Below are 16,340 nucleotides of genomic sequence, written 5' to 3'. Positions count from 1 at the left end.
GCTATGTCGCGGTTCGTATCTCCACAAACCATTTGGAAGCATTTCAATAAAATTGATACCGCACGCATGAAAAAGCAGGCTAATAACCGCTCCAGTATCCTATTGTTTCAACTTACTTTCAAGCCAACCAGACACGCGCGTGCTTTGTTCCGGAAAGGTCCAGTGACCGGTTTCCTGAACCAGCATTAACTCTTTTGGAGCGCTGATTACGTTATAGGCAGAATAAAACGAGGTAGGCGGACAGGTTTCATCATTATATCCCCAACTGTAAAAACCGGGCACTTTGATCAGGCGGGCAAAATTGACTACATCATAATAGGCAGAGGTTTCTATTCTTGCTTTTTCCGCAGCGGAGCCATTTTGCTGCATGAACAAATGAGGCCAGCCTCCTGCCCGTTTGTGAAGATACCCCGTTATATCACATAGCGCCGGGTACAGGGCTACAAAGTATTTAACCCTTTTATCCAGGGCTGTAGTAATGATTGATAAAGCGCCACCCTGGCTTCCCCCCGATACGGCCAGGTTTGTTCCGTCATATTGCGGCAGGGACGTCAGATAATCCACCGCCCTTATACAACCCAGGTAAACCCTTTTGTAATAGTACTTGTTCCGGTCATCCATATTAACGGCATTATACTCCCGTAATGCGCCCTGGGCAAGGTTTGTATACACCGTGGCAGGAAGGGTAACCGGTATCCCATGGATGCCAATTTCCAGTGTAATGATTCCTTTTTCAGCCAAAGCAATTTGTCCCTGGTACGGCCGCACTCCGGCGCCCGGTACCTGTAAAAGCGCAGGATATTTTCCCTGTGCTTTGGGAACACAAAGAATACCATAGACCCTGGATCCGGCCGCATCATTTTGTATGCTTAGTTCATAAACATTTGTCTTTTCCGTACTGCGCTCCGGCAATAGCGTCATCACCGGGTCCAATGGAACGCCGGATACTTCTGCTTTAGCTTTGTCCCAAAATGCTGAAAAATCCTTTGGCAGCACCTGTGTTGGCTGGATAGCTTCCGGCTGATAGGCTGCGGTAGCCATTCCACGGTATTGAATGCCATCAATAAGAACAGCCGCATCGCAACGCAAAAATCCCGGCACGGTCATTTTACCCTTTACGATAATGCTTTTTCCATTTTGTACCACTTTTTCTCCTTTTTCCACAGGGGGCATCTTTTCAGGACCAACCCCATAGCTGATCTTTACCTGCTCCATGGGCACCTGGTGCTTCAACACAGTAATTTCAAATGCGGCTTCTTCGCCCAACCGGTAATTCCAATCCGGCTTATTGGGTGTCACCAATACCTGGATCATGGTGGATGACCGGGATTGTCCCTGGGCAAACCCCACACTGCATCCCCACAAGAAAATTGCTAAAAATAATTTCCTGACCATTTCAATTTTCATTTTTTATCGTTTAATCGTTTTATGCGCCCTTAATCCCGCAGAACCTCATCCCCTCAATCCATAAACTTAAACGGGGCGATGCCTCTTGCCCCGCTGTTCTTACAAACAAATACTTGTCCGGCCAGCGGCTGCTGAGCTGCGTCCGTTTTACCAGGCCCGGCCTTTGCTGTAGTGATATAAAGATCGGTCAGATCCGTTCCTCCAAAAGTACAGGAAGTAACATTTGATACCGGCAACGGGATCATCGAAAGACATGCGCCGGAAAAAGGATGGTACCGCGCAACAGCTGCCCCGCCCCAAAGAGCGATCCAAAGCATTCCTTCGGTATCAATCGTCATTCCATCGGGCATCCCCTGCGACTCCGGAATCGAAACAACCGTCCGTCCGCCGCCGATTGCTCCGGTTGCTTTATCATAATCAAAAGCCATTACCTTATAGGTTGGGCTATCAATGTAATAAAAAATGTTCTGATCCGGGCTCCACGCCATCCCATTGGAGCAGGTTATATTTGCCAGCTTCTTTGTAACCGACCGATCTTTTTCCAACACGTACAGGCTCCCCGCCTGCGGCAATCCTTTTCTATAGTCCATCGTACCGGCCCAAAACCTTCCGGCAGGGTCACATTTACCATCGTTAAACCGGTTATCGGACAGGAGCTCCTCCACTGGTACAAAACCATCTACCGTCCCCGATACCACATCCAAATATGCAAAGCCGTCTTTTACCGTCACCATTAACCGCCCCGACCTGCATAGTACGACCGCACTGCATAATTGACCTGCATGTATTTCTTTATGAACCTTATGAACCATATCGTATTGATGCACCTTTCCCGCATCAATATCTACCCACCAAAGACATTGTTGCTCCAAATCCCATAAAGGACCTTCACCCAGGGAGGATGCCGGAACATCTAAATTAACGGCTTTCATATTTTATTTAAATATACAAACAGATTAAGCATACCGGATATAGAAAAAGAGCACCATCGCCGTTATTATGGCCCACAGGTAAACGGGAAAGGACTGCAATGTTGCAAACCGGCGTCGGAGCCTGTTCTATTTCGCCTTTTTTGCATATTCAATAGCCTCGTCTATATTATTCCTGAAGTTATATATTGAGTATTCTATTTTAATATCTGGCAGCAAAGGTCCTTTGTATCCCTTCCAATTTTCCCAATACTGCGTAGAATACCCAACGGTTATTTTTGAATTCGGAAGCTGAAATCCACGAACTTCACCGTAATGGTTTACATTACCACCTGTGGGTTCTCCTCCTACCAGGATTGAATTATAATTTCTCTTTAATTCCACTGCATTCATCACCGCTGAAGAAAAAGTGTTTTTGCCGATAAGGACATACAAAGAACCCTTTTTATTAAGATAGTTGTCCTTTAATTTGTTTAGAAAAGGTTCTAAAATAGCCGAATTTCCGCCACCATTATTTCGTAAATCAATAACTATTTTCTGAGGTTTTTTGCTTTCAATGAAGTTGAATAACTCCTTGTTGAAAATGTCAAATGGTTTACCTTCTTGTTCGGAGCAGGCCTGGTAATTAAAGTATAAAACATTTCCATCGTTAATAAGCTGATACCAATAGTTATCGTAATTGCTAAACCTCAAAAGCTTTGAAGTATTTTTGGGTGAAAAATTGTCTATTGGCATGGAGGTAATCAGATATTTTTTATTATCTAAAATAACGCTGGCCATTGAATCGGAAGAGGTAATGCTCAAGCCTTTTAATATACCGGGGCACTTTATGAAATATTGAAAGCGGTTTTTAAAATAGGATTGATTATCATCCTGAGCAATTTTTTTAAAGTTTTTAATAATACCTTCTGTTTTAGTGCCATTAATTCCACCTAATTTTTTATAGAGCAGGTGAGCGTGTAATGAATCGGTATTCGTAATAAATATTCCTTCTTTAAAGAAGCCAAAATTTAAAGGATAAATTGTCTTGTAAACCGGTACAATGGAAGTATGTTCATCGCCAATTTCTTTAATCAATTTATAAAGTTCAATTTCAAAACTTTCATCAGTTAAATCGTTGCTTTTGTCCTCAATGTTTTTAACCCGGATGTTGAATTCCTTTTCTGAAATTTTAGCGAATAAATTTTTGTGCTTCTTAGGAAGTTCATTTTTTAAATATTCCAGATCCTCAATATACTGTTGGGGAGTTAACCTTTGCGCCTGTGCATTAACAAAACAAGAATAAAAGAGCATAAAAATTGCGAATCTTAGAATCCCCTGTTTGGCAATTAATGTATTCATATATGGCATTTTTAGTATGATGCCCGGCTTGTTTCAAGCTTGTTGCAACTCAAATATATGCGAAAGTTTTCGTATTATAGTGGGGCCGATGCTTCTTATACAATGTTACGGTCATACGACCGATTCAAAAAAATTCCTGTTCCGGCTGCTGTGATAGATTCACATATTGCCAGCCAGATATTTCATACAATTGAGTAAATATTGGGTACCACGCTTTCTTACGCTACTCATGCAAGATCAATTCAAACTATTTATCACCTGTCTCAACAAAGCGCAGCATTTCTTTCCGTTCTTTGCCTGTGAAGACATCCGTATGTAGATGGCTGTCATGTCCGCTTTTATTGCCGTTGCAGTTCTTTTTGCTGCTGCTTTTCTTCCTTTTTACGTTGTTTTTCCTGTCGCCTGAAATAGCCCCGGAACAGGAAATTATGCCGTACTGCTTCCATATTCTCATCCAGTTTTCCGGTGCTGCTTTCCAGGTTCCGGATCGTTTGCTGCAGCTGCCGGGCTGTTGCAGAATCATTCAGCAGCACACCGGCAGGCGATTCGTTACTGTTCAAACGGCCTTTGACATCCGTACTTACCGACTGAAGATTGCGCGCTACCTCGTTCGCCTGTGTGGCTACTTCCTGCAGCTGGTTTGCGGTATTCCGGAGCCTGCTGAAAACAACGGTGTCACGCACCAGGTCGCTGGCCAGCACGCCGGGGGTTTGCAGCCGGGCTGTATACCCGGTAAGGTCTTTTGTGAACTGCTGGGTATTGCCGGCCGTTTTATGCAGTATGGCCAGTGTGCGGTTTAGCTGATCGTAAACGGATGAATCTTTTATCAGTTTGCCCAGCGAGCCTTTGCCCGCAGCAAGATTTTCCATAATGTCTTTGAGATTACCGGTAATGACCACCAGGTTCTTATTGTTTACCTGGAGCGTATTCATGATCTCATCCGTACTGATGCTGGGTTCCACAATGATCACATCACCGTCTTCGATGGGAGCGGTTTGGGCAGTGCCGCCATCCAGGGCGATGATCTTATTGCCCACCAGCCCATCGGCGCTTACCCGCGCCTTAACATCTTTGTGAATAAACGGCCGGGCGTTCTTATCGATATTCATCAGTACCTCAATCTGACTGTGATCGATAAAACGGATCTTTTTGATCGTGCCCACTTTTACTCCGGAATACCAGATATTGTTGCCTTTGGAAAGACCGCCCACATCGTGGAATATTGCTTTTACCTGCACCGAATCGATAAACGTCTTTTTTTGTCCGCCCAAAATGAGGATGGCGGTGGCAAAAATGATCAGCCCCAAAATAATAAATATGCCCACGGTGGTGGCCCTTCTTGAATCAGCTGTTTTCATATATTATTGAATAAAATTATACTCATAAAATTCGCGGATCAGCGCTTCGTCAGAACGGAACACGTCCTCAAAGTTGCCCTGCCGTATAAACCGTCCTTCTTTCAGTACGGCGATCGTGTCGCCCGTGGATTTGGCACAGGTAAGATCATGTGTAATAATGATGGAGCTGGTATTGAACCGGTGCTGCACTTCATTGATCAGGTCATTGATCTCCGTGCAGGTGATGGGATCCAGCCCGGCCGTAGGTTCGTCATACAACATGATTTCCGGGCGGAGTATGAGTGTACGGCCAATGCCGATGCGCTTGCGCTGCCCGCCGGATAGCTCGGCCGGCATCTGGTCGATGGTATTGGAAAGCCCGATGGCTTCCAGCACCATTTCTATGCGTTTATCGCGTTCCTTACGGCTCATGCCCGGTTCATTCCGCTGCAGTGGGAAAGCCAGGTTTTCGCCCACCGTCATGCTGTCGTATAATGCTCCATGCTGGAAACAGAAGCCCACTTTCAGGCGCAGGTCGCTCAGCGCATGAGCATCCAGTTCCGGCACTTCCTGTTCCCGTACACGTACCGTGCCGGCATCAGGATACAGCAGTCCCACGATCACTTTTATCAGAACGGACTTACCCGTTCCGGAACGCCCCAGCACCACAATGTTCTCGCCGCGGTGCAGATCCAGGTCTACCCCACGCAGTACATGATTGCTGCCAAACGATTTGTACAACCCCCTGATGGAGATCACCGTTTGCTGTTTGTCGATATTGGGGATAAAAGATTTCATAGCTATCGTATCATATTCACCAGTTGAACAATAATCACCTCTTCTATAAAGATCAGGAACATGGAAACCACCACAGATACATTGGCAGATTTACCAACACCCTCCGTACCCTGCGTGGCATGAAAGCCCTGATAGCAACTGACAATACCGATCGTAAACCCGTAAATCAGTGCTTTCACCAGGGAAGCAGCAAGATCCAGGAACGAAATATTGGTAAATGCATTCTGTATAAACGTGTCCATGCTTGTCTGCTCGTTGAGGTGAATGTCTACAAAAGCGCCCACGAGGGCGATGAGCCCGTTATAGCACATCAGCAGCGGCAGGCATACGGTGCAGGCCAGCACCCGCGTCATCACCAGGTACTTGAAGGGATTGATTGCCGAAACCTCCATCGCGTCGATCTGTTCGGTAACTTTCATAGAGGCCAGCTCGGCGCCCATGCTTGATCCTACACGGCCGGCACAGATCAGTGCCGTTACCAGCGGAGCCAACGCCCGCACGATGGCAATCGATATCAGCGAAGGAAGCCAGGAAGTGGCACCAAATTCCGCCAGGGAAGGGCGGGACTGCTTCGTGAACACCAGCCCGGTAATAAAGCCGGTAAGACTGATCAGCGGCAGTGATTTGTTACCGATATAAAAACACTGGCGGATGAATTCCCGGGTTTCAAAAGGACGGCGCACCACTTCGCGGAAAAAACGGCTGATAAACCCGAAAATTTCGTAAACAGTAATAAAGAAACCATCAATGCGTTTCGAAATAACGGGTTTGTCTGATTGTTCAATAGGTTCCATTACCAGGATTTTAACTTTAAAAAACAGTGGAAGATTCGCTTTTATGTTACATACAATATAAAGCAGGAACCGGGTCCATCGGGCATCCCCGTCTGCTAATCAGCCACTATTTTAATGGTGAATTTAACATAACAGGCATCAAGAATAAAATTAATTCCCGGCTAATTTTTGCAGGTTTGTTGCAGGCACCGGTGATCTGCTGTGTCTGAGGTGTTTTCTATAAACGTATACTTCATAGAATCCTGTTTCCTGAGGGATTTTTTATGTTTCCGAAAAACAGGCATCTCTGACCAAGAAAATTAATGGATTCCTGTTTTAACATGCTCACTATTAGCAGCATACAAATCAAATAAAAGCCGGAACTCGCTGGAAAATCCAGAAAGCTCCGGCTTTGCTTCTTTTAAGATTACGCAGATAAGTCATCCATGGCATTGCATTTATGCCGGTACTTTCCGTTCCATTTCCCGTTCCCAAAAGCGATGCAGGCCGAGGTCCTTTAGAAACCGGTCGATGTTCCCGTCTGATGAAATACCAGCCCCTTCTTTTACGAACGTATTTTGTATGAACGGAGCTGCATCCGGTGCGGCGCCGATTGCCTTGCAATGCCGGAATTGCTCGTTTACAAAATGCAGGGCGTCCGGCTCTTCCCGAAGCGCCTCGATGGCTTTTACCCCTCCGGGTATGAATACGGCATCAAACAAAACCGATGCAGTGTTAAACAGCGTTTCATCAACGGTTATAACCTGTTTACCGGCGGCTTTTATACTACCCAGGTTGGGCGCAATGATTTTAATTTTAGCGCCCTTCGCCTCCGCTTTCTTTTTCAGCTCTGCAATCATAGCCGCATCTGTGCCGTCGGCCGCTAACACGGCAATACAACGGGTAGCGATGCTGCCGCTTTTTAGCTGAGCCATACTTAGGGCTGCTGATTTTTCAACCGGCGGACTCACCTTTATGGGATTATAATCTTTCGCAAGCCCGTCTGCCGGTATGGCACCATTTATAACAGGCATTACTTTTTTGGGAACGGGTAACCCCAATTTGGATGCCACATATTGCGCCAGTTCCATATTTACATTCGTGAGTGTACCAACCATCCGCTGCCTTATTTCCGGAATGGTCACCTTGGATAATTCAAAACTGAAGGCATCCTTTATATGCTGTTGTTCCGGCGCGCTCTGGCTGTTATAAAACAGGATCGCCTGGCTGAAATGATCCAGGAAACTTTTGCTGCGCCCCCTTATTTTACGTGCATCAATCCGTTCCGCGTAGCTGGTAAATCCTCCTTCCGCCGCTTTGGAAAGAAAGGGGCAGCCACCGCCAATACTGTTGGGTGAATAAGCCGCTTTCCCTTTATTGATCTGCATTTGCATGTGCCCGTCCCGTTGGTTATTATAAATCGTATGCACCGACCGGTTGATAGGGATCTGGTGAAAATTTGGCCCACCCAAACGCGAGAGTTGGGTATCCGTATAGGAAAACAACCGTCCCTGCAGCAGGGGGTCATTGCTAAAATCAATACCCGGTACCAGGTGGGCAGGGCTGAACATGACCTGTTCGGTTTCTGCAAAAAAATTATCCGGGTTCCGGTTTAGTGTCATCCTTCCGATGTGTTGCACAGGCACCAGCTCTTCCGGTACCAGCTTGGTAGGATCCAGCAGGTCAAATTCAAATTTGTGTTCATCCTTTTCCGGGATGATCTGTAGACCCAGGTCCCATTCGGGGAAATGGCCTTCTTCAATGGCTTCCCAAAGATCGCGCCGGTGAAAATCGGAGTCCTTGCCGGAAATTTTCTGTGCTTCATCCCAGGCTACAGAATGCACGCCCAATACCGGCTTCCAGTGAAATTTTACAAAAAAGGCTTCCCCTTTTGCGTTGATCAACCGAAACGTGTGTACGCCAAATCCTTCCATCATGCGGAGACTACGCGGAATGGCCCGGTCGCTCATAACCCACATAATCATATGCGTACTTTCCGGCATCAGGGAGATAAAATCCCAAAAGGTATCATGTGCGGAAGCCGCCTGGGGCATTTCATTATCCGGTTCCGGTTTTACTGCATGTACCAGGTCTGGAAATTTCATAGCATCCTGTATAAAAAATACAGGGATATTATTTCCAACCAAGTCATAATTACCTTCCGTGGTATAGAATTTTACTGCGAAGCCCCGCACGTCGCGGGCAAGATCTGTAGAACCCCGGGAACCCGCTACCGTCGAAAAACGGACAAACACGGGGGTTTCCCGTGTTGTATCCGTTAAAAATGCTGCTTTTGTATATTGCTGTAATGATTTGGTTAGCCGGAATACGCCGTGTGCTCCGCTGCCCCTGGCATGAACGATGCGTTCGGGGATGCGTTCGTGATCAAAATGGGTAATTTTTTCCCTGAGGATAATGTCTTCCAAAAGCGTACCACCGCGCTCTCCTGCCTTAAGGGAATTGTGGTCATCATTCATTTTTAGTCCCTGGTCGGTTGTCATGAACTGGTTGGCAGCATTGGTAGTGCTGGATTGCAGATCTGCCATTTTCAGGTCTTTTTTTGAAGCGTGTTTAGCCATAATTAAGCGGGTTGTTTTTAAGTTAGGAATATATGATCTGACCTAATAAAGTTACATCAGCATTTTAAAATCAAAATGCACTCAGCATTCCGCAGCACTTCGATAAAAATTCAGCATTCATTTATACACAGCAATTAAAGAGTAATGTTATCCGCTGATTTATCAATTGAAAAAAAGGTTACATCAAAAAAAGCAATTTTGAGGCCAAACGAAGCGCATTCCCGGCTGCAGATTAAAATATTTTCTCTTGCAATAGCTTCTTCCCCTGTTTGAAACGCTTCATAATAAGCAACGCCAAAAGGGAGAAAAGACCGGTTGATTTCGCTACACCTGCATTGTGCTGCGCCAACCGGCGCTCCCCCGAGGTCGCTGTATGCGTAAGCGCTGACCCTGCTGTTCTTTGCCGGCTTCCCCTCAAACGGTACTATGTGATATTTTTCGATTGCGTTACCAAAGCCAATACATTTGTATAGAAAAAGCAACGCTATCTTATACTTTGGCAAACAAATAAAGCATATAATTTATGAATACCACATCAAATGCAAATCCTTCTTTTGACTCCTCAAGGCAAAGCGCCATACGCTATGATGCGTTTCTTGGCCCCATGTTCTTCGAACCCTATGCTATAGAGGTGGCGGAGCGCATCCCCTTTCGTGCCGTTTCTGTTGCGCTCGAACTTGCCGCCGGAACAGGCCGTGTTACGCGTCATATACGAAAACGGATCCCGGATTCCGCCCATCTAATTGCTTCAGATATTAATGAGGATATGCTTACCGTTGCCAGGGAAAAACTGGCACATCTTAATATTGAATGGCAAACTATAGATGCGCAACAGCTTCCCTTTAGCGACAATAGTGTCGATTTGATTGTGTGTTGTTTCGGATACATGTCTGTTCCGGATAAGCCAAAAGCATTTGCAGAGGCATATCGTGTTTTAAGACATGAAGGCCTGTTTTTGTTTACCACCTGGGATAAACTGGAGCATAATGCTGCGTCCTATATTTCCCGGATGGCCGCAAAAAAATATTGTGAAGAGATAATGGCTGCATCACATAACCTGGCAACTTCCATGCATGATGAAGCCGGTATAAGAGTGCTTTTAGAAGATGCAGGTTTTTTAAAAATAGCCATAGAAAAAGTACAAAAGAACTCCGTTTGCGCTACAGCAAGCGAAGCTGCGATTGGCCTTGTGCAAAATGGACCGCTTTTCGAAGCAATCAAAAGGCAGAACCCTGCATGGGTGGATGCGATCATAAATACGACAGAAGCCGAGCTGTCTGAGAAATTTGGAGCAGCTCCGATGGTTGCGCCAATAAGTGCAGTAATCAGCCAGGCATGGAAATAATTTAGTTCAATTTTCAGAAAAACCTGAAAACTACCTGACGACCTAAGTTTTTGATTAAGGGCGAATCTTGAAGGATTCCGAATAGCAATCGACTTTCATGATATTTAAAGAATAGCCATATGAAACTTTAAATCTGTACTTATCGAAAGTCTCAAACGCTCTGTCATATAATAGTTTCTTTAAGGAAAGACTTTTATGAATCTTTGCCTTCGGTAAAATGATACTTACTAAATTCGATTTTGATTCTGGATTCTCCACATCATTGATTAAAGGCCGCCAGTTTCCCCCCTTGTAAAACTCCAAACCGATGATGCAATAAACTTTCTTGGGAGATGTATTAAATAGCTCAAAAGTTAGTTTTTCAGTCAAACGATAATCTGGCTTTAAGGTGCTGAAACGTATCTGGCTATAGCAAATGCAAAAATTAGCCAACAGGATAAAAAGTATTAACGAAACTTTCTTGAACGTTTTCATAATATTAATAATAAGTTTTCCCCAACGTTGAAGCATTACAAGGATAACTAACAATAACATTTAACGACTTTTCGAAGTTAGTATATCTCAATAATCTTGGGAAAAAACCTCTTCCTACTTCAATGCAGCCATGGGAAAAGCCTTTATGAGAGTCGTGAAGATAAAATGAATGCCTGCCGAAAGTTTGTGTTCCTGCGCTCGGATTTAATTTAGCCCTCATTGTTCCCCATCAGGGGATATGTAGGCTTTGCTCTCTCTTGCAGTAAATGAACTTGGTATTTTTTGAATTCTATTGTCTGATAGAATTTCGCCCGTATTAGGATCCGCTTCTGCTACTCGATTGGGCTCCAATGTCAAATCAACTGAATACTGACCATCAGGCACCCTTTGTCGGGAACATTTTGTTCGTTGGCATTTTGATGTCCAGGTAATCCCGAGGTGCAAGCGGATGTGGTTGGGAGCCAATAAGAATGTTTTTTGGACTTCGGTACCGGAAGGGTGGCAAAAAGAAGCGGAAGGTGTTGGACAGCTAATCGAAGAATTTTTAAACTGAAAGGAATAAATAAAATGTGTTATTACAATGGGCAAAAAGTAACAAAGAGCGAGTTTATCCGGTTAAAGCATCTTGAAAAACTGGTGAAAAATTATCAGTTTTTGAATAGGGATGTAATAAACGGTTTTGACTTTGGGCCATCTGCAGTTCTAGTTCCAATAAAAAATGAAAATGGGGAAGATGATTTTGAAATAAAGCAGATGGAATGGGGCTTTATCCCTGATCCACTTTCCTGGCCGTTTTGGGAAACAAGAGAACAGGTCTTCAATGGCCGACGTGGCTTTAAGGATACTAGTGGAAGTTTATAAAGTATGACTTTTTGAACGCGGTTTCAGAGAAGATACTACAACCTAGAAGTGTTTACCGGCAGGCCGCAAGGCATCGGCCGTGCTTATTTCTTTCATCCGGATATTAAGAGTGGCGGCATATTTTCCACGTAATAAAAAAACCGGCGAACCGCGCATCACCTCTGAGCAGTATCCATACAGGATACAACTGGCGGACAGGGAGTATTTTTTCATAGCCGGCATCTGGTAAGAGTGGGAAGATGCGCTGACTGATGAAAAAGTAAATACCGCTTCTATATTAACCACCAAGGGAAACTTGGTATCCTGCCAAATTCATAACCGGGTTGATGAGAAAACGGGCGAGGAAAAGGAGCGCCAACCAACCATTTTACCTGATGATTTGGCTTGCGAGGCCTTTTGGTGAAAAATCGGAAGCGAGAATAGCTGAATTGGCACAATTTCAACTACCATATCGGGATATGAGGTATTATACGCTTGCGAAGGGATTTTTGAATTCACATGATCCCCTAAAAAAGCATTACTACCAGAAGTTGCCTGTTTTAGATCTGCCCGGAGGCGATTTAAACAACCAGGAAGAAGGACAATTGAAATTATTCTAAAAGAAAAGGTCCTTATTGAGCAGCAACTGCCAAAGAAAAAGTTTTTTGGATATATCAAATTAATATCCTACTTTAGGTAACCAAAGATACTGGGAAACTAAATTTATGAAAACGGCAAGCTAACGCAATTTTGACAGACTTCGTTTTACAGTAAACTTCTTTTTTCGTTTGGCCTTTAAACAATTCAACGATGAACAATTTGCCCCTTAAAGAAATTCTTTAAAAAGCATTATATACTACTACTGTTTATTGGCTAATGAATATAAACTATTCAATTCGCTAATATGACGCTATTTTATTGAAGAAGATCCATAGTAACCTAACCTTTTGCAAATGAATACTTTAACTAAACTGTTAATTGTAGATGACCAGGAAGTTATAAGAGCGGGGTTAAAAGATATGATCCACTCGGCTCCCAGTTTCTCAAAGACCTTAGTCATACAAGCTCGAAATTTAAATGAAGCCAAAACCTATGTTTTATCAGAACAGCCCGAAATTATTCTATTAGATTATCAATTGGAGATCAACTCAAGGGACGGCCTAATGAGCTGGCTTGAAAACGAAGAAATTAAAATTCCTTCTATAGCTCTATTTGATTATGCTGATATAGAATATTTTGAATATATGAAAAAATCAAATTTGATAGGATATTTACTTAAAGACATTTCCACCCGAGAGCTTGTTTCAGCTATTAAACAAGTTAAATCCGGAGAGATTGTTGTTTGTCAGCGATTACAAGAAATGATTGGCAATCAGCTACCCGGACAAATTCGGGAAACCCTACATATTACAAAAAGAGAGCAAGAAATAATTGGCCTGATCGTAAGAAGATTGAGCTCAAAAGAGATGTCCGATAGACTGTTTTTAAGCAAACGAACTATTGATAAACACCGTCAAAACATTTTCAAAAAATTTAAAGTCAACAGCACTTCCGCATTAATTAATGCCATAAGGATTTCTGTTTGTATTACTATATCTTTTACATCCAGCCTCGACATTTTATTAATCACATAATAAATTATATTTCTAGAAAAACTTCATAAACTTTAAATAAAAACAGTTATTTGTAATATCCATTAAAGTAATAAACGTTCAAAATGACAGTTCCACTATGTTAGCCTCCTAATGCAATTTTTTGGTCTGAAATATCTAATACTTTTATCTGATCACTTATTTTTTCATGTATATTTACCGTCATCGCCCTACCATTTAATGTAATCATTGCAGTTTTTTTCTTTGTGGAGGGATTATAAATATATCCACTGCATTTTATTTCAGGTATCGGAGCCAAGGGAATTTCTTGAATTGTAGAATTCGACTGATTATTCAATGTTGGCGCTCCTGTTTTTTGGGAAACAACCAAGATTTTTGCTCAATATCTTCCTCTTCCAAAGCAAGTTCATTGCTGAACGGGTCGGGATAAGCTTCTGCCGTAAGCAGGTAGAAAGCGTATCTTCGGTTTGCGGTGGTGTTTTGTATAAAAAACATCCAGGGAGCATTGTAAGGACTCACTGTATTTTTCCTATTGCGCGTACCCGCCACTGGTATTTTTTACCCTGCTCCAGCGTAATGATCCGGATACTGCTGCTGGTAACGGTATCTTTTATCAGTTTTGCCAGGGAATCAAATTTTGGCTGAGCTACCTGAACCTGGTAATCGGCCAGCTGCTGAAGCGGTGTCCAGAAAGGCACTCAGTTCCTAAACTCTTTTACCGAAATATCCTTTTTTCAGATCATCCGGCAGGAAGTGCACCAGAGAATCTACCGAACGGTGATGCAGCTGGATCAGGCGCTGCGAGAAGGAATACGGCGTTCCCTGCAGGATTTTTTGTAATACCTCAACATACCGGAGATTATGCGCCTCGGCCGTTACATATTAACTACTTCTTTATTGCTTGCTTTTTTAACAAATAATTTCCGTTGAAAGCATCTGATTGCTTACAATGCCGGCATTCCGGTATCAGCATCTACTTTTGTGGCTTCTCCAGAAATTCCTTTCTTTAGATAATTCGTTAAATTCAAAACATATCTGTTATCAAATGGATTCCCTGCCTGAAATTCACTGAACCTATTTCCAACATTCATACGCCAATACATTGAATTATTCCTTCTAATTTCTGGATCCAAATATTTGGAAAACACAAGGTTATTACCTAAAGGTTCAATTGGATAAAGCACCCCGTTGTTGTACAAATACAACTCATTTGCAACCGCGATTCCCCATGGCTTAACTGGTCTTAAAGTGCTATCTTCTATTGTAAAAGAATTAACCTCCACAAATTTTGACGCAGTATCTGTTCTCAAATAAAACTGCCCGAAGGATGGAGATCCATTTTTAAAATCCTCATAACTCATGTAAATACCTGTTCTAAAAACCCCATTTTTAATGAACTTATACTTTTCTTGTTCAAATTTCAGTACTTCTTCTTTGGTTTTAACATCACCATTAGAAGAATTTAAAATTGCCCCATTCGGCATTGACATAGCGTTAAGAATAGAAGTTGCAAGTATAGCTGGAACAGAAGAAATTTCACTCGAATTATTAGAAAAAATGTCATCGATTTCCTTAACCAACACAAAAGCATTGCCCGCTACAGGACTTTCAAATAAAGTTGCCTTAATATGAACATAGTTTCCTGGAGACATTTTTCCAACACTTAGAACCCGAACTAGAAGCAATCCTCTTTTGTTCCGTGTTAAAAATATATTATCCGCAACATTTCCAATTATTTCATTTAAATATTCATTTTTTGCAAGTGGTGCAGTAATCGCAATCCGATCATTACCCTTGTTTGCAGTTTCCATGTAACCTAAAGTAAGAGAGTCTCCTGTAAAGTCTACTATCTCTAAAGCTTTCCCTGCGACCGAATTACCTGAATCAGACAGCTGCCTATTTTGAATATTAAGCGGCAACAATACTTTCTCTTGTTGAGCGAATAAACAAACAGTTAAACCCAACGCCATTAATGTAAAAAAGGAGTTTAGTTTCATATAGTTTTCATTTCATTTTTATCAAAACGAAGTCTTTCATTTATAAATTTCAAGCTCAACCAAAAATATAAGCCATGGACATTCAAATTTACAAGCAGTAATTTACCTTCAACTCAAAACTAAAATAAGAAAAGCAAAAAAAAAATACGCACTGATACGTATTTTTTTTGCTGTACGTCGTATTTTATTGGAAGACAAAAAAGAAATAAAGATATACACCCCAACAAAAGAACTCAAATCTGAAGATTAATTAGTCCAAATTCCCAATCTCATATTTTGCTTCCAATTTATGGATTAAGAAGATTTTTCTTTTTCGAAGTATACTTATTAAACAGATCGTCCTTTAAAATATTTCGATATAATACATCGCGCTGACGTTCAATTCTTTTTAAATCGCGACCAATGTCCTCCCTATTCCGATTCGATTTAAAGGCAAGATCTTTTTGATTTTCTAGCATTTCATTTATATTAAGTATTTCAGTTTTCATACTAATACTTAAACCTAGACTATCAGCCATACGATCAGCAATTTTCCGTGCCCTGTCCAATCTAATTGCCTTACTTCGCTCATCACGTTGCTTTTGAGCTGCCTTCAAGATTACTGCTTTCGTTGCTGAATTCACTGTGGTTGACTTATTCAAGGAATCTCTTTGAGCGTAGCAAATATTACTACATAGAAATATGAAACAACAAATGAATATTTCTTTCGAACTCATATCTATTTCATTTTAATTAAATAATTTAAGTTGCCAGTTAAGTTAATTTATCGAAAGTGTATGCGATAACAAAAAGAGCGACTTTAAGCAAGAATCCATTTTTTGTTACAGCATGCACTTTTCTAAGCATTTTTGCTTTAATCATACTAAAATCTGTTTCAATCTGCTTACGCATCTGTTGTTTTAAAAAT

At 42.3% G+C, this 16,340-nt stretch carries 15 protein-coding genes; 4 read left to right on the top strand and 11 right to left on the bottom strand.

From position 1 onward, the window contains the following. Positions 1-99: 99 nt before the first annotated feature. The 7 genes from Q1V85_RS22935 to Q1V85_RS22905 all read right to left on the bottom strand — a co-directional run bounded on the left by Q1V85_RS22935 (position 100) and on the right by Q1V85_RS22905 (position 9,164). Positions 100-1,407, bottom strand: a complete 1,308-nt coding sequence (locus Q1V85_RS22935) for an acetylxylan esterase (protein ID WP_300603800.1) — start codon at positions 1,405-1,407, stop codon at positions 100-102. Positions 1,408-1,460: 53 nt separating this feature from the next. Next, a complete protein-coding gene (locus Q1V85_RS22930) occupies positions 1,461-2,339 on the bottom strand; it encodes an SMP-30/gluconolactonase/LRE family protein (RefSeq protein WP_300603797.1) in 879 nt (292 codons plus the stop codon). A 126-nt stretch (positions 2,340-2,465) separates the two neighbouring features. Continuing rightward, positions 2,466-3,677 (bottom strand): S41 family peptidase, encoded by a 1,212-nt coding sequence (locus tag Q1V85_RS22925; protein WP_300603794.1) that lies wholly within the window; start codon positions 3,675-3,677, stop codon positions 2,466-2,468. A 338-nt stretch (positions 3,678-4,015) separates the two neighbouring features. After that, positions 4,016-5,035, bottom strand: a complete 1,020-nt coding sequence (locus tag Q1V85_RS22920) for an MlaD family protein (RefSeq protein WP_300603792.1) — start codon at positions 5,033-5,035, stop codon at positions 4,016-4,018. A gap of 3 nt (positions 5,036-5,038) precedes the next feature. After that, positions 5,039-5,812, bottom strand: coding sequence for an ATP-binding cassette domain-containing protein (locus tag Q1V85_RS22915; RefSeq protein WP_300603789.1), 774 nt, complete (start codon positions 5,810-5,812; stop codon positions 5,039-5,041). A 2-nt stretch (positions 5,813-5,814) separates the two neighbouring features. Then, entirely contained in the window at positions 5,815-6,606 is a 792-nt protein-coding gene (locus Q1V85_RS22910; protein ID WP_300603786.1) for an ABC transporter permease, read from the bottom strand. A 437-nt stretch (positions 6,607-7,043) separates the two neighbouring features. Further along, a complete protein-coding gene (locus Q1V85_RS22905) occupies positions 7,044-9,164 on the bottom strand; it encodes a catalase (RefSeq protein WP_300603784.1) in 2,121 nt (706 codons plus the stop codon). A 523-nt stretch (positions 9,165-9,687) separates the two neighbouring features. Here Q1V85_RS22905 and Q1V85_RS22900 point away from each other — a divergent pair. From Q1V85_RS22900 to Q1V85_RS22885, 4 genes are all read left to right on the top strand, one after another. After that, entirely contained in the window at positions 9,688-10,509 is an 822-nt protein-coding gene (locus tag Q1V85_RS22900) for a class I SAM-dependent methyltransferase (RefSeq protein ID WP_300603781.1), read from the top strand. Positions 10,510-11,460: 951 nt separating this feature from the next. After that, a complete protein-coding gene (locus Q1V85_RS22895; RefSeq protein ID WP_300603778.1) occupies positions 11,461-11,844 on the top strand; it encodes a hypothetical protein in 384 nt (127 codons plus the stop codon). A gap of 326 nt (positions 11,845-12,170) precedes the next feature. After that, positions 12,171-12,443: a hypothetical protein gene (locus Q1V85_RS22890; protein WP_300603775.1), complete on the top strand. Its 273-nt coding sequence runs from the start codon at positions 12,171-12,173 to the stop codon at positions 12,441-12,443. Between the two features lie 333 nt (positions 12,444-12,776). Further along, positions 12,777-13,457 carry a response regulator transcription factor gene (locus tag Q1V85_RS22885; protein WP_300603772.1) on the top strand — a complete coding sequence of 227 codons (681 nt, stop codon included), beginning with the start codon at positions 12,777-12,779 and terminating at the stop codon, positions 13,455-13,457. A gap of 100 nt (positions 13,458-13,557) precedes the next feature. Here the strand turns inward: Q1V85_RS22885 and Q1V85_RS22880 are convergent, their stop codons facing one another. The 4 genes from Q1V85_RS22880 to Q1V85_RS22865 form a co-directional block, all read right to left on the bottom strand. Further along, positions 13,558-13,806: a hypothetical protein gene (locus tag Q1V85_RS22880; RefSeq protein ID WP_300603769.1), complete on the bottom strand. Its 249-nt coding sequence runs from the start codon at positions 13,804-13,806 to the stop codon at positions 13,558-13,560. Between the two features lie 145 nt (positions 13,807-13,951). After that, on the bottom strand, positions 13,952-14,134 hold the full coding sequence (locus tag Q1V85_RS22875; protein WP_300603766.1) for a hypothetical protein: 183 nt from the start codon (positions 14,132-14,134) through the stop codon (positions 13,952-13,954). A 246-nt stretch (positions 14,135-14,380) separates the two neighbouring features. Next, positions 14,381-15,433 (bottom strand): hypothetical protein, encoded by a 1,053-nt coding sequence (locus Q1V85_RS22870; RefSeq protein WP_300603763.1) that lies wholly within the window; start codon positions 15,431-15,433, stop codon positions 14,381-14,383. 287 nt (positions 15,434-15,720) lie between these two features. Beyond that, positions 15,721-16,149, bottom strand: coding sequence for a hypothetical protein (locus tag Q1V85_RS22865; RefSeq protein ID WP_300603761.1), 429 nt, complete (start codon positions 16,147-16,149; stop codon positions 15,721-15,723). Between the last annotated feature and the right edge of the window lie 191 nt (positions 16,150-16,340).

The organism is Niabella sp. (assembly GCF_030150205.1).
In the GTDB taxonomy this organism is placed as follows: domain Bacteria; phylum Bacteroidota; class Bacteroidia; order Chitinophagales; family Chitinophagaceae; genus Niabella.
Note: the sequence above shows the minus strand (reverse complement) of the source record. Positions and strands in the feature narration are given on the sequence as shown.